Source organism: Pseudomonas sp. G34 (assembly GCF_031119625.1).
In the GTDB taxonomy this organism is placed as follows: domain Bacteria; phylum Pseudomonadota; class Gammaproteobacteria; order Pseudomonadales; family Pseudomonadaceae; genus Aquipseudomonas.
Genome location: NZ_JAVHZV010000027.1, coordinates 211052 through 234035, shown reverse-complemented (window position 1 = coordinate 234035; position 22984 = coordinate 211052). Strand labels below are relative to the sequence as shown.

Genomic DNA, 22984 nt, shown 5'->3' with positions numbered 1-22984 from the left:
CAGGAAGAAATCGAGATCGTTGGTCTGCGTGACACCACCAAGACCACCTGCACCGGTGTCGAGATGTTCCGCAAGCTGCTCGACGAAGGTCGTGCTGGTGAGAACTGTGGCGTTCTGCTGCGCGGCACTAAGCGTGACGACGTAGAGCGTGGTCAGGTTCTGGCCAAGCCGGGCACCATCAAGCCGCACACCAAGTTCGAAGCTGAAGTGTACGTTCTGTCCAAGGAAGAAGGTGGTCGTCACACCCCGTTCTTCAAGGGCTACCGTCCGCAGTTCTACTTCCGTACCACTGACGTGACCGGTTCGTGCGAACTGCCGGAAGGCGTTGAGATGGTAATGCCGGGCGACAACATCAAAATGGTTGTCACCCTGATCAAGCCGATCGCCATGGAAGACGGCCTGCGCTTCGCCATTCGCGAAGGTGGCCGTACCGTTGGTGCTGGCGTGGTTGCCAAGATCGTCGAGTAATCGATGATCTGAAGTAAAAAAAGCCCCCGCTTTGCGGGGGCTTTTTTATGGGCGTCGGCTTTGTTGGTTATTTTCTAACCGGGTTGACACCCTGTGGGGGCATCTATAGAATCACGCCTCCTTTTAACGGGCGTAATGCGTCTGTTGAAGGGGACTCGCAGCTTGGAATCTGAGGTCAAAATGCAAAACCAACAAATCCGTATACGGTTGAAGGCTTTTGACCATCGCCTGATCGATCAATCAACCCAGGAAATCGTGGAAACCGCGAAACGTACTGGTGCTCAGGTGCGTGGTCCGATTCCTCTGCCAACTCGCAAAGAGCGGTTCACCGTTCTGACTTCGCCACACGTCAACAAAGACGCGCGCGATCAGTTCGAAATCCGCACTCATAAGCGTGTACTGGACATCGTCCAGCCAACGGATAAAACCGTTGATGCTCTTATGAAGCTTGATCTTGCGGCTGGCGTGGAAGTGCAGATCAGCCTCGGCTAAAACCTGGCGGTTTTAGTCGTGTAACGCTCTGAAATGGGCGGCCATAGCGGGTGAAAGCCCCGTACACTCATGAGGTTACAACATGACTATTGGTGTAGTCGGTCGAAAAGCGGGCATGACCCGTATTTTCACCGAAGAAGGTGTCTCCATTCCGGTTACGGTCATCGAGATCGAGCCGAATCGCGTCACCCAGTTCAAAACTGAGGACTCCGATGGCTATCGCGCAGTGCAGGTCACTGTCGGTGAGCGTCGCGTTTCTCGTGTCAGCAAGGCTCAGGCCGGTCACTTCGCCAAGGCGAACGTCGCGGCAGGTCGTACCGTCATGGAATTCCGTCTTGAAGAAGGCGACTACCAGGCTGGCGATCTGATCAACGCTGAAATTTTCCAAGCTGGTCAACTGGTCGACGTGACCGGTCAGTCCAAGGGTAAAGGCTTTGCCGGTACCATCAAGCGTTGGAACTTCCGCGGCCAAGACAACACCCACGGTAACTCCGTGTCCCACCGCGTTCCGGGTTCGATTGGCCAGTGCCAGACTCCGGGTCGTGTCTTCAAGGGCAAGAAAATGTCCGGTCACATGGGTGCTGAGCGCGTGACTGTGCAGTCCCTGGAAGTAGTGCGCGTGGATGCTGAACGCAACCTGCTGCTGGTCAAGGGTGCCGTTCCTGGCGCTACTGGCGGCAACCTGGTTGTACGTCCGGCTGCCAAGGCTCGCGGTTAAGGGGAAGCTGACATGCAATTAAATGTAAATGGCGCTCAAGCGATCGAAGTGTCCGATGCGACTTTCGGTGGTGATTACAACGAGACCCTGGTTCACCAAGCAGTTGTGGCCTACATGGCCGGCGGCCGTCAGGGCAGCAAGCAACAGAAGACTCGTTCCGACGTATCCGGTGGCGGTAAGCGCCCATGGCGTCAGAAAGGTACTGGCCGTGCTCGTGCTGGTACTTCTCGTGGTCCGATCTGGCGTGGCGGTGGTGTGACCTTCGCAGCTCGTCCTCAGAACCATGATCAGAAGCTGAACAAGAAGATGTATCGCGCTGCGATCCGTTCGATTCTTGCTGAGCTGGTCCGTAGCGACCGTCTGGTAGTGGTAGAAGACTTCGTTGTCGAAGCTCCGAAAACCAAAGAACTGCTGGGCAAACTGAATGACATGGGTCTGACTGATGTCCTGATCGTGTCCGATGCAGTTGACCAAAATCTGTACCTGGCTGCTCGCAACCTGCCGCACGTCGACGTTCGTGACGTTCAGGGTTCCGATCCGGTCAGTCTGATCGCGTATGAAAAGGTACTGGTTACCGTTTCTGCCGTGAAGAAATTCGAGGAGCTGCTGGGATGAACCAGGAACGCGTATTCAAAGTGCTGCTTGGCCCGCACATCTCCGAGAAGGCCACGACTCTGGCAGACAAGAAAAGCCAGTTCGTTTTCAAAGTTGCGACTGACGCAACCAAGCTGGAAATCAAGAAGGCCGTCGAAAGCCTGTTCAGCGTGAAGGTTCAGCATGTGACGACTCAGAACGTTCTGGGTAAGAGCAAGCGCACCGCTCGCGGTCTGGGCAAGCGTAACGACTGGAAGAAGGCGATCATCTCCCTTCAGCCAGGCCAGGATCTCGATTTCGCCACCAGCAGTGCTGAGTAAGGAAGGGGTGCATCATGGCAATCGTTAAATGCAAACCGACTTCCGCGGGCCGCCGTTTTGTGGTCAAGGTGGTCAATCAGGAGCTGCACAAAGGCGCTCCTCATGCTCCACTGCTCGAGAAGAAGTCGAAGACTGGCGGTCGTAACAACAACGGCCGTATCACCACCCGTCATATCGGTGGTGGTCACAAGCAGCATTATCGTCTGGTCGATTTCCGTCGCAACGACAAAGATGGCATTCCAGCCACTGTCGAGCGCGTTGAATATGACCCGAACCGTACTGCGCACATCGCCCTGCTGAAGTATGCAGACGGTGAGCGTCGTTACATCATCGCACCGAAAGGTGTGAGCGCCGGCGATCAGCTGGTTGCAGGTTCGATGGCGCCGATCAAGGCCGGCAACAGCCTGCCGCTGCGTAACATTCCGGTAGGTTCGACCGTTCACGGTATCGAGCTGAAGCCGGGCAAAGGTGCTCAAATCGCTCGTTCCGCTGGTGCTTCGGCTCAGCTGATCGCTCGTGAAGGCGTCTACGTCACCCTGCGTCTGCGCAGCGGTGAAATGCGTAAAGTGCTGGCCGAATGCCGCGCGACCCTGGGCGAAGTCTCGAACTCCGAGCACAGCCTGCGTTCGCTGGGTAAAGCTGGTGCCAAACGCTGGCGTGGCGTTCGCCCGACCGTTCGTGGTGTTGCCATGAACCCGGTCGACCACCCACACGGTGGTGGTGAAGGTCGTACCTCTGGTGGTCGTCATCCGGTGTCTCCATGGGGCTTCCCGACTAAGGGCGCGAAGACTCGTGGTAACAAACGCACCGACAACATGATCGTCCGTCGTCGCAAGTAACTAGAGGGATACGACAGTGCCACGTTCTCTGAAAAAAGGTCCTTTCATCGATCTTCACCTACTGAAGAAGGTCGAAGTGGCAGCAGAAAAGAACGATCGCAAGCCGGTTAAAACCTGGTCGCGCCGTTCGATGATTCTGCCGCAGATGGTCGGTCTGACCATCGCCGTGCATAACGGTCGTCAACACGTCCCCGTTCTCGTGAACGAAGACATGGTCGGCCACAAACTGGGCGAGTTCGCCGGTACCCGCACTTATCGTGGGCACGTGGCTGACAAGAAAGCCAAGCGTTAAGGGGTAAGGAAATGGAAGTAGCCGCTAAGTTGTCGGGCGCTCGCATCTCCGCCCAGAAAGCCCGCTTGGTCGCCGACCAGATCCGCGGGAAGAAGGTGGGCGAAGCGCTCAACCTGCTGGCTTTTAGCAGTAAGAAAGCCGCGGAAATCATGAAGAAAGTGCTGGAGTCGGCTGTAGCCAACGCCGAGCACAACGAAGGCGCAGACGTTGATGACCTGAAGGTCAGCACCGTTTTCGTCAACGAGGGGCGTTCGCTGAAGCGAATCATGCCGCGTGCCAAAGGCCGCGCTGATCGCATCGTCAAGCGGTCTTGCCATATCACTGTCAAGGTTGCGGACAAGTAACGGAGTCGATCAGATGGGTCAGAAAGTACATCCCACTGGCATTCGCCTGGGAATCGTCAAGGAACACACCTCCGTCTGGTACGCAGACGGTCGGACTTATGCGGACTACCTGTTCGCTGATCTGAAGGTGCGTGAATACCTCCTCGACAAATTAAAAAGCGCGTCCGTAAGCCGTGTCGACATTGCTCGCCCGGCGCAAACCGCACGTATCACCATCCACACCGCTCGTCCCGGCATCGTGATCGGCAAGAAAGGTGAAGATGTTGAGAAGCTGCGTCAGGACCTGACCAAGCAAATGGGTGTGCCCGTGCACATCAATATCGAAGAGATCCGCAAGCCGGAGCTCGACGGTATGCTGGTTGCGCAGAGCGTAGCTCAGCAGCTGGAGCGTCGCGTTATGTTCCGTCGCGCCATGAAGCGCGCTGTACAGAACGCCATGCGTATTGGTGCCAAGGGCATCAAAATCCAGGTGAGTGGTCGTCTCGGCGGTGCGGAAATCGCACGTACCGAGTGGTATCGCGAAGGTCGTGTGCCGTTGCACACCCTGCGCGCCGACATTGACTATGCCACCTACGAAGCGCACACCACTTACGGTGTGATCGGTGTGAAGGTTTGGATCTTCAAGGGCGAGGTCATCGGTGGCCGCCATGAAGAGCTGAAGCCGCAAGCACCTGCGCCTCGTAAAGCTGCTAAGAAATAAGGAGTACGCATCATGTTGCAACCAAAGCGTACGAAGTTCCGCAAGCAGATGACCGGCCACAACCGTGGTCTGGCTCAGCGCGGTAGCAAGGTCAGCTTCGGCGAGTTCGCGCTGAAGTCCGTTGCCCGCGGTCGTCTCACCGCCCGTCAGATCGAGTCCGCTCGTCGTGCTCTGACTCGTCACGTAAAGCGTGGCGGGAAGATCTGGATTCGCGTTTTCCCGGACAAGCCGGTTACCAAGAAGCCTCTCGAAGTGCGGATGGGTAAAGGGAAGGGTGGCGTTGAATATTGGGTAGCCCAGATCCAGCCAGGCAAAGTCCTGTACGAGATCGAAGGCGTTTCCGAAGAGTTGGCGCGTGAGGCTTTCGCCCTGGCTGCTGCAAAGCTGCCGCTCGCCACCACTTTTGTTAAGCGGACGGTGATGTGATGAAAGCGAATGAACTTCGTGAAAAATCAGCACAGCAGCTGAACGAGCAACTGCTCGGCCTGCTGCGCGACCAGTTCAATCTGCGCATGCAGAAGGCAACTGGCCAGTTGGGGCAGTCTCACCTGCTCTCGCAAGTTAAGCGCGACATCGCTCGTGTGAAAACTGTGCTCAACCAGCAGGCAGGTAAGTGATCATGGCTGAAGCCGAAAAAACAGTCCGTACGCTGACCGGCCGTGTTGTCAGCGACAAGATGGACAAGACCATCACCGTTCTGATCGAGCGTCGCGTAAAGCACCCGATCTACGGTAAATACGTCAAGCGTTCGACCAAGCTGCACGCTCACGACGAATCCAACCAATGCAAGATCGGCGACAAGGTTTCCATCCGCGAAACCCGTCCGCAGTCCAAGACCAAGTCCTGGGCTCTGGTTGAAGTCGTCGAACGCGCCGTCGAAGTCTAAGAGCTAAGGGTCGGAGAAATTTTATGATTCAGACTCAATCCATGCTCGATGTGGCTGACAACAGCGGTGCACGTCGTGTCATGTGCATCAAGGTGTTGGGCGGTTCGCATCGTCGCTACGCCGGCATCGGCGACATCATCAAAGTCACCGTCAAGGAAGCAATTCCGCGCGGTAAAGTGAAGAAAGGTCAGGTCATGACCGCAGTGGTCGTTCGTACCCGTCACGGCGTTCGCCGTGCCGATGGTTCGATCATTCGCTTCGACGGCAACGCTGCTGTTCTGCTGAACAACAAGCAAGAGCCGATCGGTACCCGCATCTTCGGGCCAGTGACCCGTGAGCTGCGTACCGAGAAGTTCATGAAGATCGTCTCGCTCGCCCCTGAAGTGCTTTAAGGAGATCCGACATGCAAAAGATTCGTCGTGACGACGAGATCATCGTGATCGCCGGCAAAGACAAAGGTAAGCGCGGTAAGGTGCTCAAGGTTCTCGCTGACGACCGTCTGGTCGTCGGTGGCATCAACCTGGTGAAGCGTCATACCAAGCCGAACCCGATGTCGGGCGTTCAAGGCGGTATCGTCGAAAAAGAAGCGCCACTGCACGCTTCCAACGTTGCCATTTTCAACGGCGAAACCAACAAGGCTGACCGCGTTGGTTTCAAAGTCGAAGACGGCAAGAAAATTCGTGTCTTCAAGTCCACCCAGAAGCCGGTTGGCGCTTGAGAATCATAGGTAAAACACCATGGCACGACTGAAAGAGATTTACCGGAAGGAAATCGCGCCCAAGCTGAAGGAAGAACTGAAGCTGGCCAACGTGATGGAAGTTCCGCGCATCACCAAGATCACCCTGAACATGGGCCTGGGCGAAGCGATCGGTGACAAGAAAGTCATCGAAAACGCCGTTGCCGACCTCGAGAAGATCACCGGTCAGAAAGTCGTTGTGACTCATGCCCGCAAGTCGATCGCAGGTTTCAAGGTTCGTGAAGGTTGGCCGATTGGCGTCAAGGTCACTCTGCGTCGCGAGCGTATGTACGAGTTCCTGGATCGTCTGCTGTCCATCTCCCTGCCGCGCGTGCGTGACTTCCGCGGCCTGAATGCCAAGTCCTTCGATGGCCGCGGCAACTACAGCATGGGCGTGAAAGAGCAGATCATCTTCCCGGAAATCGATTACGACAAGATCGATGCGCTGCGTGGTCTGGACATCACCCTGACCACCACTGCCCGTACGGATGATGAAGGCCGCGCTCTGCTGCGCGCTTTCAAATTCCCGTTCCGCAACTGATTGGAGTAGGAACATGGCCAAGACGAGCATGAAAAACCGCGAGCTGAAGCGTCAGCGCACGGTTGCCAAGTACGCCAAAAAGCGTGCCGAGCTGAAAGCCATCATCGTGGATCAGAACGCAACTCCGGAAGCACGCTGGGAAGCCAGCGTTGCTCTGCAGAAGCAGCCACGTGATGCCAGCGCTTCGCGCCTGCGCAATCGCTGCCGCATCACCGGTCGTCCGCACGGTGTGTTCCGCAAGTTCGGTCTGTCGCGTATCAAGCTGCGTGAAGCAGCCATGCGTGGCGACGTACCAGGTCTGGTCAAAGCCAGCTGGTAAGCCGACGCGGCAAACGCCGGAGCGTGCTCCGGCGTACAAGCAATATCAATCAAGCCCCTTTTGGGGCTTGATTCATTTTTGATCAGTCTCTAGAATGCCCGGCTCGCCTGAGCCCGGATTTCCGTGAGTTCTGGTGATTCTTAGCCGAGAGGCTAATTCTTTTTGTATCAGGAGCGTCTAGCCCATGAGTATGCAGGACCCGTTAGCGGACATGCTAACTCGTATCCGTAATGCCCAGATGGCTGAAAAGTCCGTCGTAAGCATGCCGTCTTCCACGCTGAAGGTGGCTGTAGCCAAAGTTCTCAAAGACGAAGGTTACATTGCCGGTTATGAAATCAATGGTGAAGCAAAGCCACAGCTGTCCATCGAGCTGAAGTACTTCGAAGGCCGTCCGGTCATCGAGGAAGTCAAGCGCGTCAGCCGTCCTGGCCTTCGTCAGTACAAATCCGTCGATGATCTGCCGAAAGTTCGTGGCGGTCTCGGTGTTTCCATCGTCTCCACCAACAAAGGTGTGATGACGGACCGCGCTGCGCGCGCTGCCGGTGTCGGCGGCGAAGTGCTTTGCACTGTGTTCTAAGGGGGGATAAGCATGTCTCGCGTTGCTAAGAACCCCGTCAAGCTGCCTGCTGGTGTAGAGATCAAACTCGCCGGTCAGCAGCTTTCGGTGAAGGGTGCCAAGGGCACTCTGGAACTGAACGTTCACTCGTCCGTTGAAGTTCTGCAGGAATCCGGTGAGCTGCGTTTTGCTGCTCGCAACGGCGACCAGCAGACTCGTGCGATGGCTGGTACTACCCGTGCTCTGGTCAACAACATGGTCATCGGCGTAAGCCAAGGCTTCGAGCGCAAGCTCCAGCTGATCGGTGTTGGTTACAAGGCACAGGCCAAGGGTCAGGTGCTTAACCTGGCGTTGGGCTTCTCTCACCCTATCGACTACCAACTGCCGGAAGGCGTTGTGGCCGAAACCCCGAACCAGACCGAGATCCTGATCAAGGGTGTCGATAAGCAGCTGGTTGGTCAGGTTGCTGCGGAGATTCGTGATTTCCGTCGTCCTGAGCCTTACAAGGGCAAAGGTGTTCGTTACGCTGACGAAGTCGTCCGCCGTAAAGAAGCCAAGAAGAAGTAAGGGGCTAGGAAATGACCGACAAAAAAGTTACTCGTCTGCGTCGCGCTCGCAAAGCACGCCTGAAAATGCACGAGCTCGAAGCCGTGCGTCTCTGCGTGTATCGCTCTTCGCAGCACATCTATGCCCAGGTCATCTCGGCCGACGGCAGCAAGGTTCTGGCCAGCGCCTCTACCTTGGACAAAGCACTGCGTGACGGCGCCACCGGCAACGTCGACGCGGCCAAGAAAGTTGGCGAGCTGGTTGCCGAGCGTGCGAAAGCCGCTGGTGTGACCCAGGTTGCATTCGACCGTTCTGGCTTCAAGTACCACGGCCGTGTGAAAGCGCTGGCTGATGCTGCTCGTGAAGGCGGGCTGGAGTTCTAAGTTATGGCAAATAACGACCAAAAGCGCGACGAAGGCTATATCGAGAAGCTGGTTCAGGTGAACCGCGTTGCCAAGACCGTTAAAGGCGGCCGTATCTTCACCTTCACCGCGCTGACCGTGGTAGGTGATGGCAAGGGCCGTGTAGGTTTCGGCCGTGGCAAATCCCGTGAAGTGCCGGCTGCCATCCAGAAGGCGATGGAAGCTGCTCGTCGCAACATGATCCAAGTTGATCTGAACGGCACCACCCTGCAGTACGCCATGAAGTCCGCCCACGGCGCTTCGAAGGTTTACATGCAGCCTGCTTCCGAAGGTACCGGCATCATCGCTGGTGGCGCCATGCGTGCCGTCCTGGAAGTCGCTGGTGTGCAGAACGTCCTGGCCAAGTGCTACGGCTCGACCAACCCTGTGAACGTGGTGCATGCCACTTTCAAAGGTCTGAAGGCTATGCAGTCTCCGGATTCGGTTGCGGCCAAGCGTGGCAAGAGCGTCGAGGAGATTCTCTAACCATGGCTAACACCGTCAAAGTGACTCTCATCAAGAGCACCAATGGCCGTCTGGCCAATCATAAAGCCTGCGTCAAGGGTCTCGGCCTGCGTCGCATCAATCATACCGTCGAAGTTCTGGATACTCCGGAAAACCGCGGCATGATCAACAAGGCTTATTACCTTCTCCGTGTGGAGGGTTGATCCATGTACCTGAACGATTTGAGTCCAGCGCCGGGTTCCCGTCGCGAGAAGCACCGTCCGGGCCGTGGTATCGGTAGTGGTTTGGGCAAGACCGGTGGCCGTGGCCACAAGGGTCAGACCTCCCGCTCCGGTGGCACCATTGCTCCGGGTTTCGAAGGCGGCCAGCAGCCTCTGCACCGTCGTCTGCCCAAGTTCGGTTTCGTATCTCTGAAAGCCATGGATCGTGCGCAAATCCGCACCTCCGAGCTGAACAAGATCGAAGGCGACGTAGTTACTCTGCAAGCGCTGAAGGATGCCAACCTGATTAATCAAAACGTACAGCGTGTGAAAGTCATGCTGTCCGGTGAGATTACTCGCGCGGTCACCCTCAAAGGTATCGCTGCCACCAAAGGTGCGCGTGCGGCTATCGAAGCAGCTGGCGGTAAGTTCGAGGAATAAATGGCTAAGCAAGGTGCTCTCTCTGCTCTGGCTGGTGGCGGGTTGTCCGAACTCTGGGCTCGTCTGCGCTTTCTGTTCATGGCGATCATCGTCTATCGAATCGGCGCGCATATCCCAGTTCCCGGTATAAACCCTGACCGTCTGGCCGATCTGTTTCGACAGAATGAGGGGACCATTCTTAGCTTGTTCAACATGTTTTCCGGCGGCGCGCTGGAGCGGATGAGCATCTTTGCACTGGGGATCATGCCGTACATCTCGGCATCGATCATCATGCAGCTGATGACCGCCGTGAGCCCGCAGCTGGAGCAGTTGAAGAAGGAAGGTGAGGCTGGTCGTCGCAAGATCAGTCAATACACCCGCTACGGCACCTTGGTTCTGGCGTTCGTTCAGGCTATCGGCATGTCCGTTGGCCTGGCGAGCCAGGGCGTAGCGTTCTCGGCTGATTTCGGCTTCCACTTCGTTGCAGTCACCACCTTCGTGGCGGGTGCGATGTTCATGATGTGGTTAGGCGAGCAGATCACCGAGCGCGGTGTTGGCAACGGTATTTCGATGCTGATTTTTGCGGGCATCGTAGCCGGTCTGCCGTCGGCGATCGGGCAGTCTTTCGAGTCTGCACGGCAGGGCGATATCAACATCTTCGCCCTCATCGCCATCGGTTTGCTGGCAGTAGCGATCATCGGTTTCGTGGTGTTCATTGAGCGTGGTCAGCGTCGCATTGCGGTGCACTACGCCAAGCGTCAGCAGGGCCGCAAGGTCTTTGCTGCGCAGACCAGCCACCTGCCGTTGAAGGTGAACATGGCGGGCGTAATCCCGGCCATCTTCGCCAGCAGCCTTCTGTTATTCCCGGCCTCGCTGGGTGCCTGGTTTGGTCAGTCCGAAGGTATGGGCTGGCTGCAGGATATTTCACAGGCTATCGCTCCTGGTCAGCCGTTGAACATTTTGCTGTTTAGTGCAGGGATCATTTTCTTCTGCTTCTTCTACACGGCACTGATGTTCAACCCGAAAGACGTAGCGGAAAACCTGAAGAAGTCCGGTGCCTTTATTCCGGGTATCCGTCCCGGTGAGCAGTCGGCGCGCTATATCGATGGCGTTCTGACCCGCTTGACCATGTTCGGTGCTCTGTACATGACGGCCGTATGCTTGTTGCCCCAGTTCCTGGTGGTGGCGGCCAACGTACCGTTCTACCTTGGCGGGACCTCGTTGCTGATCGTGGTAGTGGTTGTGATGGACTTCATGTCGCAAGTACAATCGCACCTCGTTTCGCACCAGTACGAATCCCTGATGAAGAAAGCCAACCTGAAGGGCTACGGCAGCGGCATGCTCCGCTGAAGTGTCCATAAGGTTCGAGGAGTTGGTGATGAAAGTTCGTGCATCGGTGAAAAAACTGTGCCGCAACTGCAAAATTATTCGCCGTGAAGGTGTGGTACGAGTAATTTGCAGCGCGGAACCGCGTCACAAACAGCGCCAAGGCTGAATGTGATCGACGCTATAAGCCCGGCAGCTAGTGCGCTGCCGGGTTGATTATTTGTTTCTACAGCGCTAATATCTCGCGCCCCATTTCTTGGCTTCCGGGGCGTAGGTAGCTGTCAATTGGAGTTCCACTGAATGGCCCGTATTGCAGGCGTTAACATTCCGGATAACAAGCACGCTGTTATCTCGTTGACCTACATCTTTGGTGTTGGTCGCACCACTGCACAGAAAATCTGTGCCGCTACCGGGGTTAACCCGGCAGCAAAGATCAAGGATCTCTCTGACGAGCAGATCGAGCAGCTGCGTGGTGAAGTCGCCAAGGTGAATACCGAAGGTGATCTGCGCCGTGAAGTGAACATGAAAATCAAACGCTTGATGGATCTGGGTTGCTACCGCGGCCTGCGTCATCGTAAAGGTCTGCCGGTTCGCGGTCAGCGCACCAAGACCAACGCACGCACCCGTAAGGGCCCGCGTAAGCCGATCCGCAAGTAATCGCGTTCGCGAATCGACAGGAATTTAGTCATGGCAAAACCTGCTGCTCGTACTCGTAAGAAAGTCAAGAAGACGGTGGTTGATGGCATCGCCCACATCCACGCTTCTTTCAACAACACCATCGTGACCATCACCGACCGTCAAGGTAACGCCCTGTCCTGGGCTACTTCCGGTGGTTCGGGTTTCCGCGGTTCCCGCAAGTCCACCCCGTTCGCTGCCCAGGTGGCTGCTGAGCGTGCTGGTCAAGCTGCGCTGGAATACGGCCTGAAGAACCTCGACGTCAACGTCAAGGGCCCAGGTCCGGGTCGTGAGTCCGCCGTCCGTGCTCTTAACGGCTGCGGTTACAAGATCGCCAGCATCACCGATGTGACGCCTATCCCGCATAACGGGTGCCGTCCTTCGAAGAAGCGTCGCGTGTAATCAGGAGACAGTGAGAAATGGCTCGTTACATTGGTCCCAAATGCAAACTGTCTCGTCGTGAAGGCACTGATCTTTTCCTGAAAAGCGGCGTTCGCGCCCTGGAATCGAAGTGCAACATCGAAGCAGCCCCAGGTATCCACGGTCAGCGCCGTGGCCGTCAGTCCGACTACGGCACCCAGCTGCGTGAGAAGCAAAAAGTTCGTCGTATCTACGGTGTACTGGAGCGTCAATTCAGCGGTTACTACAAGCAGGCAGCCAGCCAGAAAGGCGCTACCGGCGAAAACCTGCTGCAACTGCTCGAGTGCCGCCTGGATAACGTCGTTTACCGTATGGGCTTCGGCGCTACCCGTGCCGAGTCCCGTCAGCTGGTTTCGCACAAAGCGATCAGCGTAAACGGCAAGACTGTCAACGTACCGTCCTACCAGGTCAAAGCTGGTGACGTGGTTGCAGTTCGCGAGAAGTCGAAGAATCAGCTGCGCATCGTTCAGGCTCTTGAGCTGTGTGCTCAGCGTGGCCGTGTTGAGTGGGTAGATGTAGACACCGAGAAGAAATCCGGCGTGTTCAAAAGCGTTCCGGTTCGTGGTGATCTCTCCGCTGACATCAACGAGAGCCTGATTGTCGAGCTCTACTCCAAGTAAGGGCTAGAAAATAGGTGCATCCATGCAGATTTCGGTAAATGAGTTCCTGACCCCCCGCCATATCGATGTGCAGGTGGTCAGTCAGACCCGCGCCAAGATCACCCTCGAGCCTCTCGAGCGTGGTTTCGGCCATACCCTGGGCAACGCGCTGCGTCGCATCCTGTTGTCCTCCATGCCTGGCTGTGCAGTAGTCGAGGCCGAGATTGACGGTGTACTCCATGAGTACAGCGCCATTGAAGGTGTTCAGGAAGACGTCATTGAAATCCTGCTCAACCTCAAAGGTCTGGCCATCAAACTGCACGGTCGAGACGAAGTTACACTGACTCTGGCGAAGAAGGGCTCTGGCGTCGTAACCGCTGCCGACATTCAGCTGGATCATGATGTTGAAATCGTCAACGGCGACCACGTAATCGCCAACCTGGCCTCCAATGGCGCGCTGAACATGAAGCTCGTAGTAGCTCGTGGTCGCGGCTATGAGCCAGCTGATTCGCGCCAGAGTGATGAAGACGAGAGCCGCAGCATTGGTCGCTTGCAGCTCGACGCTTCCTTCAGCCCGGTGCGTCGCGTGTCTTACGTGGTGGAAAACGCTCGCGTCGAGCAGCGCACCAACCTGGACAAGCTGGTTATCGACCTCGAAACCAACGGTACCCTGGATCCTGAAGAGGCTATCCGTCGTGCTGCAACCATCCTGCAACAGCAGCTGGCTGCATTCGTCGACCTCAAAGGTGACAGCGAGCCCGTGGTAATCGAACAGGAAGACGAGATCGATCCGATCCTGCTCCGTCCGGTTGATGACCTGGAACTGACCGTTCGTTCGGCCAACTGCCTCAAGGCAGAGAACATCTACTACATCGGTGATCTGATTCAGCGCACCGAAGTAGAGCTGCTCAAAACGCCGAACCTGGGCAAGAAGTCCCTGACCGAAATCAAGGACGTTCTGGCTTCCCGCGGTCTGTCCCTCGGTATGCGCCTCGACAACTGGCCGCCGGCAAGTCTGAAGAAAGACGACAAGGCGACTGCCTGATCGTCATCATCACCGAACGTGTAGTTTGGTAAGGAATTGAACCATGCGTCATCGTAAAAGTGGCCGTCACCTCAGCCGCACCAGCGCTCACCGCAAGGCCATGTTTCAGAACATGGCGGTATCGCTGTTCGAGCATGAGCTGATCAAAACTACTCTGCCGAAAGCCAAGGAACTGCGCCGCGTTGCCGAGCCGCTGATCACCCTGGCTAAAGAAGACAGCGTTGCTAACCGTCGTCTGGCTTTCGACCGTACTCGTTCGAAAGCTATCGTTGGCAAGCTGTTCAACGATCTGGGCAAGCGCTACGCCACCCGTCAGGGCGGTTACCTGCGTATCCTCAAGTGCGGTTTCCGCGCTGGCGACAATGCCCCGATGGCTTATGTTGAGCTGGTCGACCGTCCGGTCGGCGGCGCAGTAGAAGCTGCCGAGTAAGGCATCGTTGCAAAGGAAAACCGGGCCCAGGCCCGGTTTTTTTATGCCTGCATTTTTAGTAAAAAACTATCGTGCTGTAAGTTGTTATTCATTTGTCGCTTCGCTTGTGCTCGTCAATACTCAAGGCCAATCCCGCTCAGTCGGGAACGATCAGGCCAGGTAAGGAGAGAGACATGAGTGACAACACCGCAGGCAAATGCCCCTTTTCGGGCAAAGCCTCTCCGGAAACGCCGAAGCATGCTGCTGGCGGCGGTACAGGCAACCGTGACTGGTGGCCCAACCAGCTGCGCGTCGACCTGTTGCACCAGCATTCCTCCAAGTCCAACCCCCTGGGTGAGGACTTCAATTACGCCGAAGCCTTCAACTCGCTGGACTATGAAGCCCTGAAGAAAGACCTGCGCGCGCTGATGACCGATTCGCAAGACTGGTGGCCCGCCGACTTCGGCCACTACGGCCCGCAGTTCATCCGTATGGCCTGGCACGCTGCCGGCACCTACCGCACGGGTGACGGCCGTGGCGGCGCCGGCCGTGGCCAGCAACGCTTCGCGCCCCTTAACAGCTGGCCGGACAACGTCAACATCGACAAGTCGCGCCGCCTGTTGTGGCCGATCAAGCAGAAGTACGGGCAGAAGATTTCCTGGGCCGACCTGATGGTGCTGACCGGCAACGTCGCGCTGGAGACCATGGGTTTCCGTACCTTTGGTTTCGCCGGTGGCCGTGTGGACACCTGGGAACCGGATCAGGACGTTTACTGGGGCACCGAAAAGACCTGGCTGGGTGGCGATGAGCGCTACGGCAAGGGCGCGGCTGGCCGTGAAGACGATCAGGGCGTGCTGGTTGCCGACGAAGCGCTGCACGGCCAGGAGCAGGATCGTACCGACAGCCAGGGGCGCGACCTCGAGAACCCCCTTGCCGCCGTGCAGATGGGCCTGATCTACGTGAACCCGGAAGGCCCGGAAGGCAACCCGGATCCGCTCGCTGCCGCCCATGACATTCGCGAGACCTTCGCACGCATGGCGATGAACGACGAAGAAACCGTCGCGCTGATCGCCGGCGGCCATACCTTCGGCAAGACCCACGGTGCCGGCCCGGCCGACCATGTTGGCGCCGAGCCCGAAGCCGCTGGCCTGGAAGAACAGGGCCTGGGCTGGAGCAGCTCGTTCGGCAGCGGCAAGGCCGGCGACACCATCACCAGTGGCCTGGAAGTCACCTGGACGACCACGCCTGCGCAGTGGAGCAACAACTTCTTCGAGAACCTGTTCAAGTTCGAGTGGGAGCTGACCAAGAGCCCGGCGGGTGCCCATCAGTGGATCGCCAAGAATGCCGACGCGATCATCCCCGATGCCCATGACCCGGCGAAGAAGCATGTACCCACCATGCTGACCACCGACCTGTCGCTGCGCTTCGACCCGGCCTACGAGAAGATCTCCCGGCGTTTCCTGGATAACCCGCAGGCCTTCGCCGAAGCCTTCGCCCGTGCCTGGTTCAAGCTGACTCACCGTGATCTGGGGCCGAAGTCCCGTTACCTGGGCCCGGAGGTACCGAAAGAAGAGCTGTTGTGGCAAGACCCGCTGCCGGCGGTGCAGCATCCGCTGATCGACGCCGCCGACGTGGCGTCCCTCAAGGCCCAGGTGCTGGCCTGCGGCCTGTCGGTGGCCGAGCTGGTTGGCACCGCCTGGGCCGCGGCTTCGACCTTCCGTGGCTCCGACAAGCGCGGTGGTGCCAACGGCGCTCGCATTCGCCTGGCACCGCAGAAGGATTGGGCGGCCAACCAGCCTGAGCAACTGGCCAAGGTGCTGGCGACGCTGGAAGGTATCCGCGCCGAGTTCAACCGTACCGCCACGGGTGGCAAGCAGGTCAGTCTGGCCGACCTGATCGTGCTGGCCGGTAATGCCGGTATCGAACAGGCCGCCAGCAGGGCCGGGCATGCCGTGCAGGTACCGTTCTCGGCGGGGCGCAGCGATGCCTCCCAGGCGCAGACCGATGTCGAGTCGTTTGCCGTGCTGGAGCCGATCGCCGATGGCTTCCGCAACTACCTCAAGGGCCGCTACAGCGTGCCGGCCGAGGCATTGCTGATCGACAAGGCGCAGTTGCTGACCCTGACCGCGCCGGAGCTGACGGTACTGGTCGGTGGCCTGCGGGCGATCAACATCAACGTGGGCGGTGCAAGCCATGGCGTGCTCACCGAGCGCCCAGGGGTGCTGAGCAACGACTTCTTCGTCAACCTGCTCGACATGGGTACGGCGTGGAAGGCGGCGGCCGGTGATGGCAACCTGTTCGAAGGGCGTGACCGCAAGACTGGCAAGCTCAAGTGGACCGGCACCCGTGTCGACCTGGTGTTCGGCTCCAACGCCATCCTGCGCGCCCAGGCCGAGGTCTATGCCAGTGCCGACGCGCGCTTCGTCGAGGACTTCGTGGCCGCCTGGACCAAGGTCATGAACCTCGACCGCTTCGACCTCGCCTGACCCATGGCCGGGCGCGCCTGCCCGGCTGGGTGAGTCGCTTTAGCCAACGCCTCCTTGCGGAGGCGTTGTGCTTTTTGCTTGACCGCAATGGATGATGGGCCGAGCATTCACCTATTCCATTCGCTGCACCAAGGATTCCGCGCATGAAGGGCCATATCGAAGTCATCGACTACCTCAAGATCCTGCTCAAGGGGGAGCTGGCCGCGCGCGATCAGTATTTCATCCACTCGCGGCAGTACGAGGACTGGGGCTTCAGCAAGCTCTACGAGCGGATCAACCACGAGATGGAGGAGGAGACCCAGCACGCCGACGCCCTGCTCAAGCGCATCCTCTTTCTGGAAGGCGTGCCGGACATGGTGCCGGACGCCTTCACCTTCGGGCAGACCGTGCCGGACGCACTGAAGCTGGATCTGGCCCTCGAGTACCAGGTGCGTGCCGCACTGAGCAAGGGCATCGAGCTGTGCGAGCGTCACCAGGATTACCAGACCCGCGACATCCTCCTGCTGCAGCTCAAGGACACCGAGGAAGACCACGCCTATTGGCTGGAAATCCAGCTGCAGTTGATCGCCAAGCTGGGCCTGGAGAAGTATCTGCAAAGCCAGATGTAAAAACCGCAGCACAAAGAAAGCCCCGCATTTGCGGGGCTTTCGCGTTTCAGGCTGCCGGGTAAGCCCGGTCGCGTTCCAGCAACGGCTTGAGGAAATGCCCGGTGTGGGACTGGGGCATCTCGGCCACTTCCTCGGGTGTACCGACGGCGATGATCTGGCCGCCCTTGGAGCCACCTTCCGGGCCGAGATCGACCAGCCAGTCGGCGGTCTTGATCACGTCCAGGTTGTGCTCGATCACCACCACGGTGTTGCCGTGGTCGCGCAGGCGGTGCAGCACGTCGAGCAATTGCTGAATGTCCGCGAAGTGCAGGCCGGTGGTCGGCTCGTCGAGGATGTACAGGGTCTTGCCGGTGTCGCGCTTGCTCAGCTCGCGCGACAGCTTGACGCGCTGCGCCTCACCGCCGGACAGGGTGGTCGCCGACTGGCCGAGCTTGATGTAGGACAAGCCCACGTCCATCAGCGTCTGCAGCTTGCGCGCCAGCGCCGGTACGGCATCGAAGAACCCGCGGGCGTCCTCGATGGTCATCTCCAGCACCTCGTGGATGCTCTTGCCCTTGTACTTGATCTCCAGGGTTTCGCGGTTGTAGCGCTTGCTCTTGCACACGTCACAGGGCACGTAGATGTCCGGCAAAAAGTGCATTTCCACCTTGATCAGGCCGTCGCCCTGGCAGGCTTCGCAGCGCCCACCCTTGACGTTGAACGAGAAGCGGCCGGGGCCGTAGCCACGCGAGCGTGACTCGGGTACCCCGGCGAACAGCTCGCGAATCGGCGTGAACAGCCCGGTGTAGGTCGCCGGGTTGGAGCGCGGCGTGCGGCCGATCGGACTCTGGTCGATATCCACCACCTTGTCCAGGTGCTGCAGGCCATCGATGCTGTCGTGGGCGGCGGCTTCCAGGGTGGTGGCACCGTTGAGGGCGGTGGCGCTGAGCGGGAACAGGGTGTTGTTGATCAGCGTCGACTTGCCCGAGCCTGACACCCCGGTCACGCAGGTCAGCAGGCCGATGGGTATCTCCAGGTTGACGTTCTGCAGGTTGTTGCCACGGGCGCCCTTGATCTTCAGCGAGAGCTTCTTGTCGCGCGGCGTGCGCTTGGCCGGTACGACGATCTTCACGCGGCCGGACAGGTACTTGCCGGTCACCGAGTCCGGGTGGGCCATGACTTCTTCGGCGGTGCCCTCGGCGACGATGCGGCCGCCGTGCACGCCGGCGCCCGGGCCGATGTCGACCACGTAGTCGGCCATGCGGATGGCGTCCTCGTCGTGCTCGACCACGATCACCGTGTTGCCGATGTCGCGCAGGTGGCGCAGGGTGCCGAGCAGGCGCTCGTTGTCGCGCTGGTGCAGGCCGATGGAGGGCTCGTCGAGGATGTACATGACGCCCACCAGGCCCGCGCCGATCTGGCTGGCCAGGCGGATGCGCTGGGCCTCGCCGCCGGACAGGGTATCGGCGCTGCGGTCCAGGGTCAGGTAATCGAGGCCGACGTTGACCAGGAACTGCAGGCGCTCGCAGATTTCCTTAAGAATCTTGCTGGCGATCTCGCCGCGCCGGCCCTCCAGGGTCAGGTCGCCGAAATAGTCGCTGGCTGCGCCGATCGGCATGCCGGTAACGGCCGGCAGGGTCTTCTCACCGACCCATACGTGGCGCGCTTCGCGCCGCAGGCGGGTGCCGCGGCAGTCCGGGCAGGGCTGGGTGCTGAGAAACTTGGCCAGCTCCTCGCGCACGCTGGTCGACTCGGTTTCCCGGTAGCGGCGCTCGAGGTTCGGCACGATGCCTTCGAACGGGTGCGAGCGCTTGACGATATCGCCGCGGTCGTTGAGGTACTTGAAGTCGACGTTCTGCGAACCGCTGCCGCCAAGAATGACTTTCTGGTGCTCGGCGTCGAGCTCACCAAAAGGCTTGTCCAGGCTGAAGCGGTAGTGCGAGGCCAGCGAGCCGAGCATCTGGAAGTAATACACGTTGCGTCTGTCCCAGCCGCGGATCGCGCCTTCGGCCAGGGTCAGCTCAGCGTTGACCAGGCGCTTGGTGTCGAAGAACTGCTTCACGCCCAGGCCGTCACAGGTCGGGCAGGCGCCGGCCGGGTTGTTGAAGGAGAATAGCTTGGGCTCCAGTTCGCTGATCGAATGGCCGCACACCGGGCAGGCGAAGCGCGCGGAGAAGATGATCTCCTCGCCTTCTTCGCCTTCCATGGGGGCGATCAGCGCCAGGCCATCGGCCAGCTTCAGCGCGGTCTCGAAGGATTCCGCCAGGCGCTGCTGCAGGTCGCCGCGCGCCTTGAAGCGGTCGACCACCGCATCGATGCTGTGCTTCTTCTGCTTGTCGAGCTTGGGCAGCTCGTCCAGCTCATACAGCTTGCCGTCGACCCGCACGCGCACGAAGCCCTGGGCACGCAGTTCGTCGAACACCGCCAGGTGCTCGCCCTTGCGCTCGCGGATCACCGGTGCCAGCAGCATCAGCTTGCTGCCTTCGGGCATGGCCAGCACCTGGTCGACCATCTGGCTGACGGTCTGGGCTTCCAGCGGCAGGTCGTGATCGGGGCAGCGCGGGGTCCCGGCGCGGGCGTAGAGCAGGCGCAGGTAGTCGTAGATCTCGGTAATGGTGCCGACCGTGGAGCGCGGGTTGTGCGAGGTCGACTTCTGCTCGATGGAAATCGCCGGCGACAGGCCTTCGATGGTGTCGACATCGGGCTTTTCCATCATCGACAGGAACTGCCGGGCATAGGCCGAAAGCGACTCCACGTAGCGACGCTGACCTTCGGCATACAGGGTGTCGAAGGCCAGGGAGGACTTGCCGGAGCCGGACAGGCCGGTGATCACGATCAGCTTGTCGCGTGGCAGGGTCAGGTCGATATTCTTCAGGTTGTGGGTGCGGGCCCCACGAATCAGGATCTTGTCCAAAAGGAACCTCTAAGCTGACTGGGTTTTCGTCGCTGTCGTAACCGGAGGCCCTTGTCACAGCCTCGTGTGGCGGGCGGATAAACCGCCAAGTATACGGGCGGCGACAGCCGTGCGGCAAAGCGCCGCTGCTGTGCCAGTAGGGTTTCGACTGATAGAATCGCCGGCTTGTTTCAACAGGTTATCGACGATGGGCGATTCGCACAGCGAACGCATGAGTGGCGCGGAAACTCGTGCAGCCGGTGGGCTGGCGTTGGTGTTCGCATTCCGCATGCTGGGCATGTTCATGGTGTTGCCGGTATTGGCTACCTATGGGCAGGAGCTCGCCGGTTCAACCCCGGCCCTGATCGGTCTGGCGATCGGCGCCTACGGCCTGACCCAGGCCTTCCTGCAGATTCCCTTCGGGGTGATCTCCGACCGCATCGGCCGGCGACCGGTGATCTACTTCGGCCTGCTGATCTTCGCCGCAGGCAGTTTGCTGGCCGCCAATGCCGACTCCATCTGGGGGGTGATCGCCGGGCGTGTGCTGCAGGGTGCCGGGGCGATCTCGGCGGCGGTGATGGCGTTGCTGTCCGACCTGACCCGCGAACAGCACCGCACCAAGGCGATGGCGATGATCGGCATGAGCATCGGTTTGTCGTTCGCCGTGGCCATGGTGGTCGGCCCGCTGCTGACCCGCGCCTTTGGCCTGTCCGGGCTGTTCCTGGCCACCGGTGCCATGGCGCTGCTGGGCATCGTCATCGTCGCCGGCCTGGTGCCGTCGAGTGCCGGCCCGCTGCAGCATCGTGAGTCGGGCGTCGCCAGGCAGGCGTTGTGGCCAACCCTGAAACACCCTGACCTGCTGCGCCTGGACTTCGCCATCTTCGCCCTGCATGCCATCCTCATGGCCAGTTTCATCGCCTTGCCGCTGGCGCTGGTCGAGCAGGGCGGCCTGCCCAAGGAGCAACACTGGTGGGTGTACCTCACCGCGCTGCTGGGTGGCTTCTTCCTGATGGTGCCGTTCATCATCTACGGCGAGAAGAAACGCCAGATGCGCCGCGTGCTGATCGGCTCGGTCGCCGTGCTGCTCGCCTGCGAGCTGTTCTTCTGGGTGTTCGGCCATGGTCTGCGCAACCTGGTGCTGGGCATCGTGGTGTTCTTCACCGCGTTCAACCTGCTCGAGGCCTCGCTGCCCTCGCTGATCAGCAAGGTGGCGCCCGCCGGCGGCAAGGGCACGGCTATGGGCGTGTATTCGACCAGCCAGTTCCTCGGCTCGGCGCTGGGCGGTATCCTCGGCGGCTGGCTGTATCAGCACCATGGGCTGGCTGGCGTGTTTGCCGGCTGTGCGCTGTTGACGGTTCTCTGGCTGGCCATTGCTGTTACTATGCGTGAACCGCCGTACGTGACCAGCCTGCGGTTGCCGCTCTCCAGCGCGGCGTTGCAGGAAGCAGGTCTGGCGGAGCGAATTCAGGCAGCGCCGGGAGTGGCGGATGCCGTTGTGGTGGTCGAAGAGGCCGCCATCTATGTGAAAGTGGATACCCAACAATTGGATCGCACGTCGCTGCAGCGCTTGATCGAAGCGGCGCCGGTGACGTGCTGAAAGTAGGAGAGCGTTATGGCCCGTGGGGTTAACAAAGTCATTCTGGTCGGTACCTGCGGACAGGATCCGGAAACGCGCTATCTGCCCAGCGGCAATGCCGTGACCAACCTGAGCCTGGCTACCAGCGAACAGTGGACGGACAAGCAGACCGGTCAGCGTGTCGAGAAAACCGAGTGGCACCGTGTGTCGCTGTTCGGCAAGGTCGCCGAGATCGCTGGCGAATACCTGCGCAAGGGCTCCCAGGTCTACATCGAGGGCAAGCTGCAGACCCGCGAGTGGGAAAAGGACGGCATCAAGCGCTACACCACCGAAATCATCGTCGACATGGGCGGCACCATGCAGCTGCTCGGTGGCCGTCCTGACGGCGCCGGTGGTGGTGACTCTGCCCCGCGTCAGTCGCGCCCGGCACCGCAGCGCGAGCCGCAGCAACAGGCGCCACGCCAGTCCGCCCCGCAGCAGCAGCAAAAGCCGCAGCCGGCCCAGGACTACGACAGCTTCGACGACGACATCCCGTTCTGATCGAGCGCTGACCGCAAAAGGCCCCGCACTGCGGGGCCTTTTGCTTTCTGCCAGTCGGCTCAGGCGGTGCTGAAATATCGTTTGCGCAGCAGGCCCTGGCAGATCCACAGCAGCAGGGCGATGCTGATGCCGCAGAGGTTGGCCAGCACGTCCAGCGAGCTGAACTCGCGCACCGGCTGAACCACGTGCTGCAGCCATTCCAGCAGAGGCGCCTGAATGTACAGCAGCGGCCACAGCAGCCAGCCAGGGGCGCTGGGAAAGGCGATACGGGTAACCAGCGAAAAGCCGCCCAAGGCGATCAGGTGCAGGAATTTGTCCGACTCGGCGAACAGGTCGGGTGGCGGCTCGGGGCGCAGCAGCCCGTAGGCGAGTAGCGCGCAGCAGGCCAGGAACAGCAGTTTTCTCACGTTTTCTTCCTTCGTTTCTGATCGGCTCGGCATTCAGACCGGCATCGCGCCGCAGGGTTGCCCGGGGCGTGCCTTGGTCAGGGTCAGGCGCGTCAAGATGAAGCCGGTGGTGACGGCGCGGGGTAAAAACAGCAAAATGCAGGCCATGGGGCTGAACCGTTCGGGCTCTGCCAAGAGTCAGCCG

General features: G+C 59.5%; 35 protein-coding genes. 33 read left to right on the top strand and 2 right to left on the bottom strand.

Going from position 1 to position 22984, the window contains the following annotated elements:
• The 31 genes from QYS36_RS17950 to bfr all read left to right on the top strand — a co-directional run.
• The coding region (locus QYS36_RS17950; protein ID WP_308838525.1) for an EF-Tu/IF-2/RF-3 family GTPase at nucleotides 1–468 on the top strand (468 nt) is incomplete at its 5' end.
• 180 nt (nucleotides 469–648) lie between these two features.
• The gene (gene rpsJ / locus QYS36_RS17945) at nucleotides 649–960 is read left to right on the top strand and encodes a 30S ribosomal protein S10 (RefSeq protein WP_010486970.1); all 312 of its coding nucleotides are present in this window, start codon (nucleotides 649–651) and stop codon (nucleotides 958–960) included.
• A gap of 82 nt (nucleotides 961–1042) precedes the next feature.
• Entirely contained in the window at nucleotides 1043–1678 is a 636-nt protein-coding gene (gene rplC, locus QYS36_RS17940; protein WP_308840755.1) for a 50S ribosomal protein L3, read from the top strand.
• A gap of 12 nt (nucleotides 1679–1690) precedes the next feature.
• Nucleotides 1691–2293 (top strand): 50S ribosomal protein L4, encoded by a 603-nt coding sequence (rplD, locus tag QYS36_RS17935; protein ID WP_308840754.1) that lies wholly within the window; start codon nucleotides 1691–1693, stop codon nucleotides 2291–2293.
• The gene (gene rplW, locus QYS36_RS17930) at nucleotides 2290–2592 is read left to right on the top strand and encodes a 50S ribosomal protein L23 (protein ID WP_013789759.1); all 303 of its coding nucleotides are present in this window, start codon (nucleotides 2290–2292) and stop codon (nucleotides 2590–2592) included. Before rplD ends, rplW begins: the two co-directional genes overlap by 4 nt.
• A 14-nt stretch (nucleotides 2593–2606) precedes the next feature.
• Entirely contained in the window at nucleotides 2607–3431 is an 825-nt protein-coding gene (gene rplB, locus QYS36_RS17925) for a 50S ribosomal protein L2 (RefSeq protein WP_073267839.1), read from the top strand.
• Nucleotides 3432–3447: 16 nt separating this feature from the next.
• Nucleotides 3448–3723 carry a 30S ribosomal protein S19 gene (gene rpsS, locus QYS36_RS17920; RefSeq protein WP_013789761.1) on the top strand — a complete coding sequence of 92 codons (276 nt, stop codon included), beginning with the start codon at nucleotides 3448–3450 and terminating at the stop codon, nucleotides 3721–3723.
• Nucleotides 3724–3734: 11 nt separating this feature from the next.
• A complete protein-coding gene (gene rplV, locus QYS36_RS17915; RefSeq protein ID WP_003103908.1) occupies nucleotides 3735–4067 on the top strand; it encodes a 50S ribosomal protein L22 in 333 nt (110 codons plus the stop codon).
• A gap of 13 nt (nucleotides 4068–4080) precedes the next feature.
• A complete protein-coding gene (gene rpsC / locus QYS36_RS17910) occupies nucleotides 4081–4767 on the top strand; it encodes a 30S ribosomal protein S3 (RefSeq protein ID WP_308840753.1) in 687 nt (228 codons plus the stop codon).
• A 12-nt stretch (nucleotides 4768–4779) separates the two neighbouring features.
• Nucleotides 4780–5193 (top strand): 50S ribosomal protein L16, encoded by a 414-nt coding sequence (gene rplP, locus QYS36_RS17905; protein ID WP_003243901.1) that lies wholly within the window; start codon nucleotides 4780–4782, stop codon nucleotides 5191–5193.
• Nucleotides 5193–5384: a 50S ribosomal protein L29 gene (gene rpmC, locus QYS36_RS17900; RefSeq protein ID WP_002555481.1), complete on the top strand. Its 192-nt coding sequence runs from the start codon at nucleotides 5193–5195 to the stop codon at nucleotides 5382–5384. The genes rplP and rpmC overlap by 1 nt, the downstream gene beginning before the upstream one ends.
• Nucleotides 5385–5386: 2 nt before the next feature.
• Entirely contained in the window at nucleotides 5387–5653 is a 267-nt protein-coding gene (rpsQ, locus tag QYS36_RS17895) for a 30S ribosomal protein S17 (protein WP_106738645.1), read from the top strand.
• A 23-nt stretch (nucleotides 5654–5676) separates the two neighbouring features.
• The gene (gene rplN / locus QYS36_RS17890) at nucleotides 5677–6045 is read left to right on the top strand and encodes a 50S ribosomal protein L14 (RefSeq protein ID WP_002555479.1); all 369 of its coding nucleotides are present in this window, start codon (nucleotides 5677–5679) and stop codon (nucleotides 6043–6045) included.
• Between the two features lie 11 nt (nucleotides 6046–6056).
• Nucleotides 6057–6371: a 50S ribosomal protein L24 gene (gene rplX / locus QYS36_RS17885; RefSeq protein ID WP_042552938.1), complete on the top strand. Its 315-nt coding sequence runs from the start codon at nucleotides 6057–6059 to the stop codon at nucleotides 6369–6371.
• A gap of 19 nt (nucleotides 6372–6390) precedes the next feature.
• On the top strand, nucleotides 6391–6930 hold the full coding sequence (gene rplE, locus QYS36_RS17880) for a 50S ribosomal protein L5 (protein WP_013789764.1): 540 nt from the start codon (nucleotides 6391–6393) through the stop codon (nucleotides 6928–6930).
• Nucleotides 6931–6943: 13 nt separating this feature from the next.
• Complete coding sequence (gene rpsN / locus QYS36_RS17875; protein ID WP_013789765.1) at nucleotides 6944–7249, top strand: 30S ribosomal protein S14; 306 nt, start codon at nucleotides 6944–6946, stop codon at nucleotides 7247–7249.
• Nucleotides 7250–7433: 184 nt separating this feature from the next.
• A complete protein-coding gene (rpsH, locus tag QYS36_RS17870) occupies nucleotides 7434–7826 on the top strand; it encodes a 30S ribosomal protein S8 (RefSeq protein WP_073267846.1) in 393 nt (130 codons plus the stop codon).
• Between the two features lie 12 nt (nucleotides 7827–7838).
• Nucleotides 7839–8372: a 50S ribosomal protein L6 gene (gene rplF / locus QYS36_RS17865; RefSeq protein ID WP_013789767.1), complete on the top strand. Its 534-nt coding sequence runs from the start codon at nucleotides 7839–7841 to the stop codon at nucleotides 8370–8372.
• A gap of 11 nt (nucleotides 8373–8383) precedes the next feature.
• Complete coding sequence (rplR, locus tag QYS36_RS17860) at nucleotides 8384–8734, top strand: 50S ribosomal protein L18 (RefSeq protein ID WP_003293038.1); 351 nt, start codon at nucleotides 8384–8386, stop codon at nucleotides 8732–8734.
• 3 nt (nucleotides 8735–8737) lie between these two features.
• Entirely contained in the window at nucleotides 8738–9238 is a 501-nt protein-coding gene (gene rpsE, locus QYS36_RS17855) for a 30S ribosomal protein S5 (RefSeq protein ID WP_013789768.1), read from the top strand.
• 2 nt (nucleotides 9239–9240) lie between these two features.
• Complete coding sequence (gene rpmD, locus QYS36_RS17850; RefSeq protein WP_013789769.1) at nucleotides 9241–9420, top strand: 50S ribosomal protein L30; 180 nt, start codon at nucleotides 9241–9243, stop codon at nucleotides 9418–9420.
• Between the two features lie 3 nt (nucleotides 9421–9423).
• The gene (gene rplO, locus QYS36_RS17845) at nucleotides 9424–9858 is read left to right on the top strand and encodes a 50S ribosomal protein L15 (protein ID WP_308840752.1); all 435 of its coding nucleotides are present in this window, start codon (nucleotides 9424–9426) and stop codon (nucleotides 9856–9858) included.
• Complete coding sequence (secY, locus tag QYS36_RS17840) at nucleotides 9859–11187, top strand: preprotein translocase subunit SecY (RefSeq protein ID WP_070887127.1); 1329 nt, start codon at nucleotides 9859–9861, stop codon at nucleotides 11185–11187.
• 28 nt (nucleotides 11188–11215) lie between these two features.
• Entirely contained in the window at nucleotides 11216–11332 is a 117-nt protein-coding gene (gene rpmJ, locus QYS36_RS17835) for a 50S ribosomal protein L36 (RefSeq protein WP_002555468.1), read from the top strand.
• 131 nt (nucleotides 11333–11463) lie between these two features.
• Nucleotides 11464–11820, top strand: a complete 357-nt coding sequence (gene rpsM / locus QYS36_RS17830; RefSeq protein ID WP_074890145.1) for a 30S ribosomal protein S13 — start codon at nucleotides 11464–11466, stop codon at nucleotides 11818–11820.
• A gap of 30 nt (nucleotides 11821–11850) precedes the next feature.
• Nucleotides 11851–12240, top strand: a complete 390-nt coding sequence (gene rpsK, locus QYS36_RS17825) for a 30S ribosomal protein S11 (RefSeq protein WP_013789773.1) — start codon at nucleotides 11851–11853, stop codon at nucleotides 12238–12240.
• A gap of 17 nt (nucleotides 12241–12257) precedes the next feature.
• Nucleotides 12258–12878, top strand: coding sequence for a 30S ribosomal protein S4 (gene rpsD, locus QYS36_RS17820; RefSeq protein WP_013789774.1), 621 nt, complete (start codon nucleotides 12258–12260; stop codon nucleotides 12876–12878).
• Between the two features lie 22 nt (nucleotides 12879–12900).
• Entirely contained in the window at nucleotides 12901–13902 is a 1002-nt protein-coding gene (locus tag QYS36_RS17815) for a DNA-directed RNA polymerase subunit alpha (protein ID WP_308840751.1), read from the top strand.
• A gap of 43 nt (nucleotides 13903–13945) precedes the next feature.
• On the top strand, nucleotides 13946–14332 hold the full coding sequence (gene rplQ / locus QYS36_RS17810; protein ID WP_042552930.1) for a 50S ribosomal protein L17: 387 nt from the start codon (nucleotides 13946–13948) through the stop codon (nucleotides 14330–14332).
• Nucleotides 14333–14505: 173 nt separating this feature from the next.
• Nucleotides 14506–16797 (top strand): catalase/peroxidase HPI, encoded by a 2292-nt coding sequence (katG, locus tag QYS36_RS17805; RefSeq protein WP_308840750.1) that lies wholly within the window; start codon nucleotides 14506–14508, stop codon nucleotides 16795–16797.
• 143 nt (nucleotides 16798–16940) lie between these two features.
• On the top strand, nucleotides 16941–17405 hold the full coding sequence (gene bfr / locus QYS36_RS17800; protein ID WP_308840749.1) for a bacterioferritin: 465 nt from the start codon (nucleotides 16941–16943) through the stop codon (nucleotides 17403–17405).
• 46 nt (nucleotides 17406–17451) lie between these two features.
• Here the strand turns inward: bfr and uvrA are convergent, their stop codons facing one another.
• Entirely contained in the window at nucleotides 17452–20298 is a 2847-nt protein-coding gene (uvrA, locus tag QYS36_RS17795) for an excinuclease ABC subunit UvrA (RefSeq protein WP_308840748.1), read from the bottom strand.
• 187 nt (nucleotides 20299–20485) lie between these two features.
• On the opposite strand from uvrA, the gene QYS36_RS17790 reads away from it, so the two are divergent.
• Together QYS36_RS17790 and QYS36_RS17785 are read left to right on the top strand one after the other, a co-directional pair.
• On the top strand, nucleotides 20486–21874 hold the full coding sequence (locus QYS36_RS17790) for an MFS transporter (RefSeq protein WP_308840747.1): 1389 nt from the start codon (nucleotides 20486–20488) through the stop codon (nucleotides 21872–21874).
• A 15-nt stretch (nucleotides 21875–21889) separates the two neighbouring features.
• Nucleotides 21890–22393 (top strand): single-stranded DNA-binding protein, encoded by a 504-nt coding sequence (locus tag QYS36_RS17785; protein ID WP_308840746.1) that lies wholly within the window; start codon nucleotides 21890–21892, stop codon nucleotides 22391–22393.
• A gap of 59 nt (nucleotides 22394–22452) precedes the next feature.
• On the opposite strand, the gene QYS36_RS17780 is transcribed toward QYS36_RS17785, so the two are convergent.
• Complete coding sequence (locus QYS36_RS17780; protein WP_308840745.1) at nucleotides 22453–22800, bottom strand: hypothetical protein; 348 nt, start codon at nucleotides 22798–22800, stop codon at nucleotides 22453–22455.
• Nucleotides 22801–22984: the final 184 nt, after the last annotated feature.

Coding starts and splice junctions, on each gene's coding strand:
- rpsJ (WP_010486970.1), top strand. CDS start 649: ATGCAAAACCAACAAATCCGTATACGGTTGAAGGCTTTTGACCATCGC.
- katG (WP_308840750.1), top strand. CDS start 14,506: ATGAGTGACAACACCGCAGGCAAATGCCCCTTTTCGGGCAAAGCCTCT.
- rplB (WP_073267839.1), top strand. CDS start 2,607: ATGGCAATCGTTAAATGCAAACCGACTTCCGCGGGCCGCCGTTTTGTG.
- rplE (WP_013789764.1), top strand. CDS start 6,391: ATGGCACGACTGAAAGAGATTTACCGGAAGGAAATCGCGCCCAAGCTG.
- rpsC (WP_308840753.1), top strand. CDS start 4,081: ATGGGTCAGAAAGTACATCCCACTGGCATTCGCCTGGGAATCGTCAAG.
- rplN (WP_002555479.1), top strand. CDS start 5,677: ATGATTCAGACTCAATCCATGCTCGATGTGGCTGACAACAGCGGTGCA.
- rplO (WP_308840752.1), top strand. CDS start 9,424: ATGTACCTGAACGATTTGAGTCCAGCGCCGGGTTCCCGTCGCGAGAAG.
- rplC (WP_308840755.1), top strand. CDS start 1,043: ATGACTATTGGTGTAGTCGGTCGAAAAGCGGGCATGACCCGTATTTTC.
- rplQ (WP_042552930.1), top strand. CDS start 13,946: ATGCGTCATCGTAAAAGTGGCCGTCACCTCAGCCGCACCAGCGCTCAC.
- rpsD (WP_013789774.1), top strand. CDS start 12,258: ATGGCTCGTTACATTGGTCCCAAATGCAAACTGTCTCGTCGTGAAGGC.
- QYS36_RS17785 (WP_308840746.1), top strand. CDS start 21,890: ATGGCCCGTGGGGTTAACAAAGTCATTCTGGTCGGTACCTGCGGACAG.
- rplR (WP_003293038.1), top strand. CDS start 8,384: ATGACCGACAAAAAAGTTACTCGTCTGCGTCGCGCTCGCAAAGCACGC.
- rplF (WP_013789767.1), top strand. CDS start 7,839: ATGTCTCGCGTTGCTAAGAACCCCGTCAAGCTGCCTGCTGGTGTAGAG.
- rplW (WP_013789759.1), top strand. CDS start 2,290: ATGAACCAGGAACGCGTATTCAAAGTGCTGCTTGGCCCGCACATCTCC.
- rpsE (WP_013789768.1), top strand. CDS start 8,738: ATGGCAAATAACGACCAAAAGCGCGACGAAGGCTATATCGAGAAGCTG.
- rpsM (WP_074890145.1), top strand. CDS start 11,464: ATGGCCCGTATTGCAGGCGTTAACATTCCGGATAACAAGCACGCTGTT.
- rplP (WP_003243901.1), top strand. CDS start 4,780: ATGTTGCAACCAAAGCGTACGAAGTTCCGCAAGCAGATGACCGGCCAC.
- QYS36_RS17790 (WP_308840747.1), top strand. CDS start 20,486: ATGGGCGATTCGCACAGCGAACGCATGAGTGGCGCGGAAACTCGTGCA.
- rpsK (WP_013789773.1), top strand. CDS start 11,851: ATGGCAAAACCTGCTGCTCGTACTCGTAAGAAAGTCAAGAAGACGGTG.
- rplD (WP_308840754.1), top strand. CDS start 1,691: ATGCAATTAAATGTAAATGGCGCTCAAGCGATCGAAGTGTCCGATGCG.
- secY (WP_070887127.1), top strand. CDS start 9,859: ATGGCTAAGCAAGGTGCTCTCTCTGCTCTGGCTGGTGGCGGGTTGTCC.
- bfr (WP_308840749.1), top strand. CDS start 16,941: ATGAAGGGCCATATCGAAGTCATCGACTACCTCAAGATCCTGCTCAAG.
- rplV (WP_003103908.1), top strand. CDS start 3,735: ATGGAAGTAGCCGCTAAGTTGTCGGGCGCTCGCATCTCCGCCCAGAAA.
- rpmC (WP_002555481.1), top strand. CDS start 5,193: ATGAAAGCGAATGAACTTCGTGAAAAATCAGCACAGCAGCTGAACGAG.
- rplX (WP_042552938.1), top strand. CDS start 6,057: ATGCAAAAGATTCGTCGTGACGACGAGATCATCGTGATCGCCGGCAAA.
- rpsH (WP_073267846.1), top strand. CDS start 7,434: ATGAGTATGCAGGACCCGTTAGCGGACATGCTAACTCGTATCCGTAAT.
- QYS36_RS17815 (WP_308840751.1), top strand. CDS start 12,901: ATGCAGATTTCGGTAAATGAGTTCCTGACCCCCCGCCATATCGATGTG.
- rpsQ (WP_106738645.1), top strand. CDS start 5,387: ATGGCTGAAGCCGAAAAAACAGTCCGTACGCTGACCGGCCGTGTTGTC.
- rpmJ (WP_002555468.1), top strand. CDS start 11,216: ATGAAAGTTCGTGCATCGGTGAAAAAACTGTGCCGCAACTGCAAAATT.
- rpsN (WP_013789765.1), top strand. CDS start 6,944: ATGGCCAAGACGAGCATGAAAAACCGCGAGCTGAAGCGTCAGCGCACG.
- rpmD (WP_013789769.1), top strand. CDS start 9,241: ATGGCTAACACCGTCAAAGTGACTCTCATCAAGAGCACCAATGGCCGT.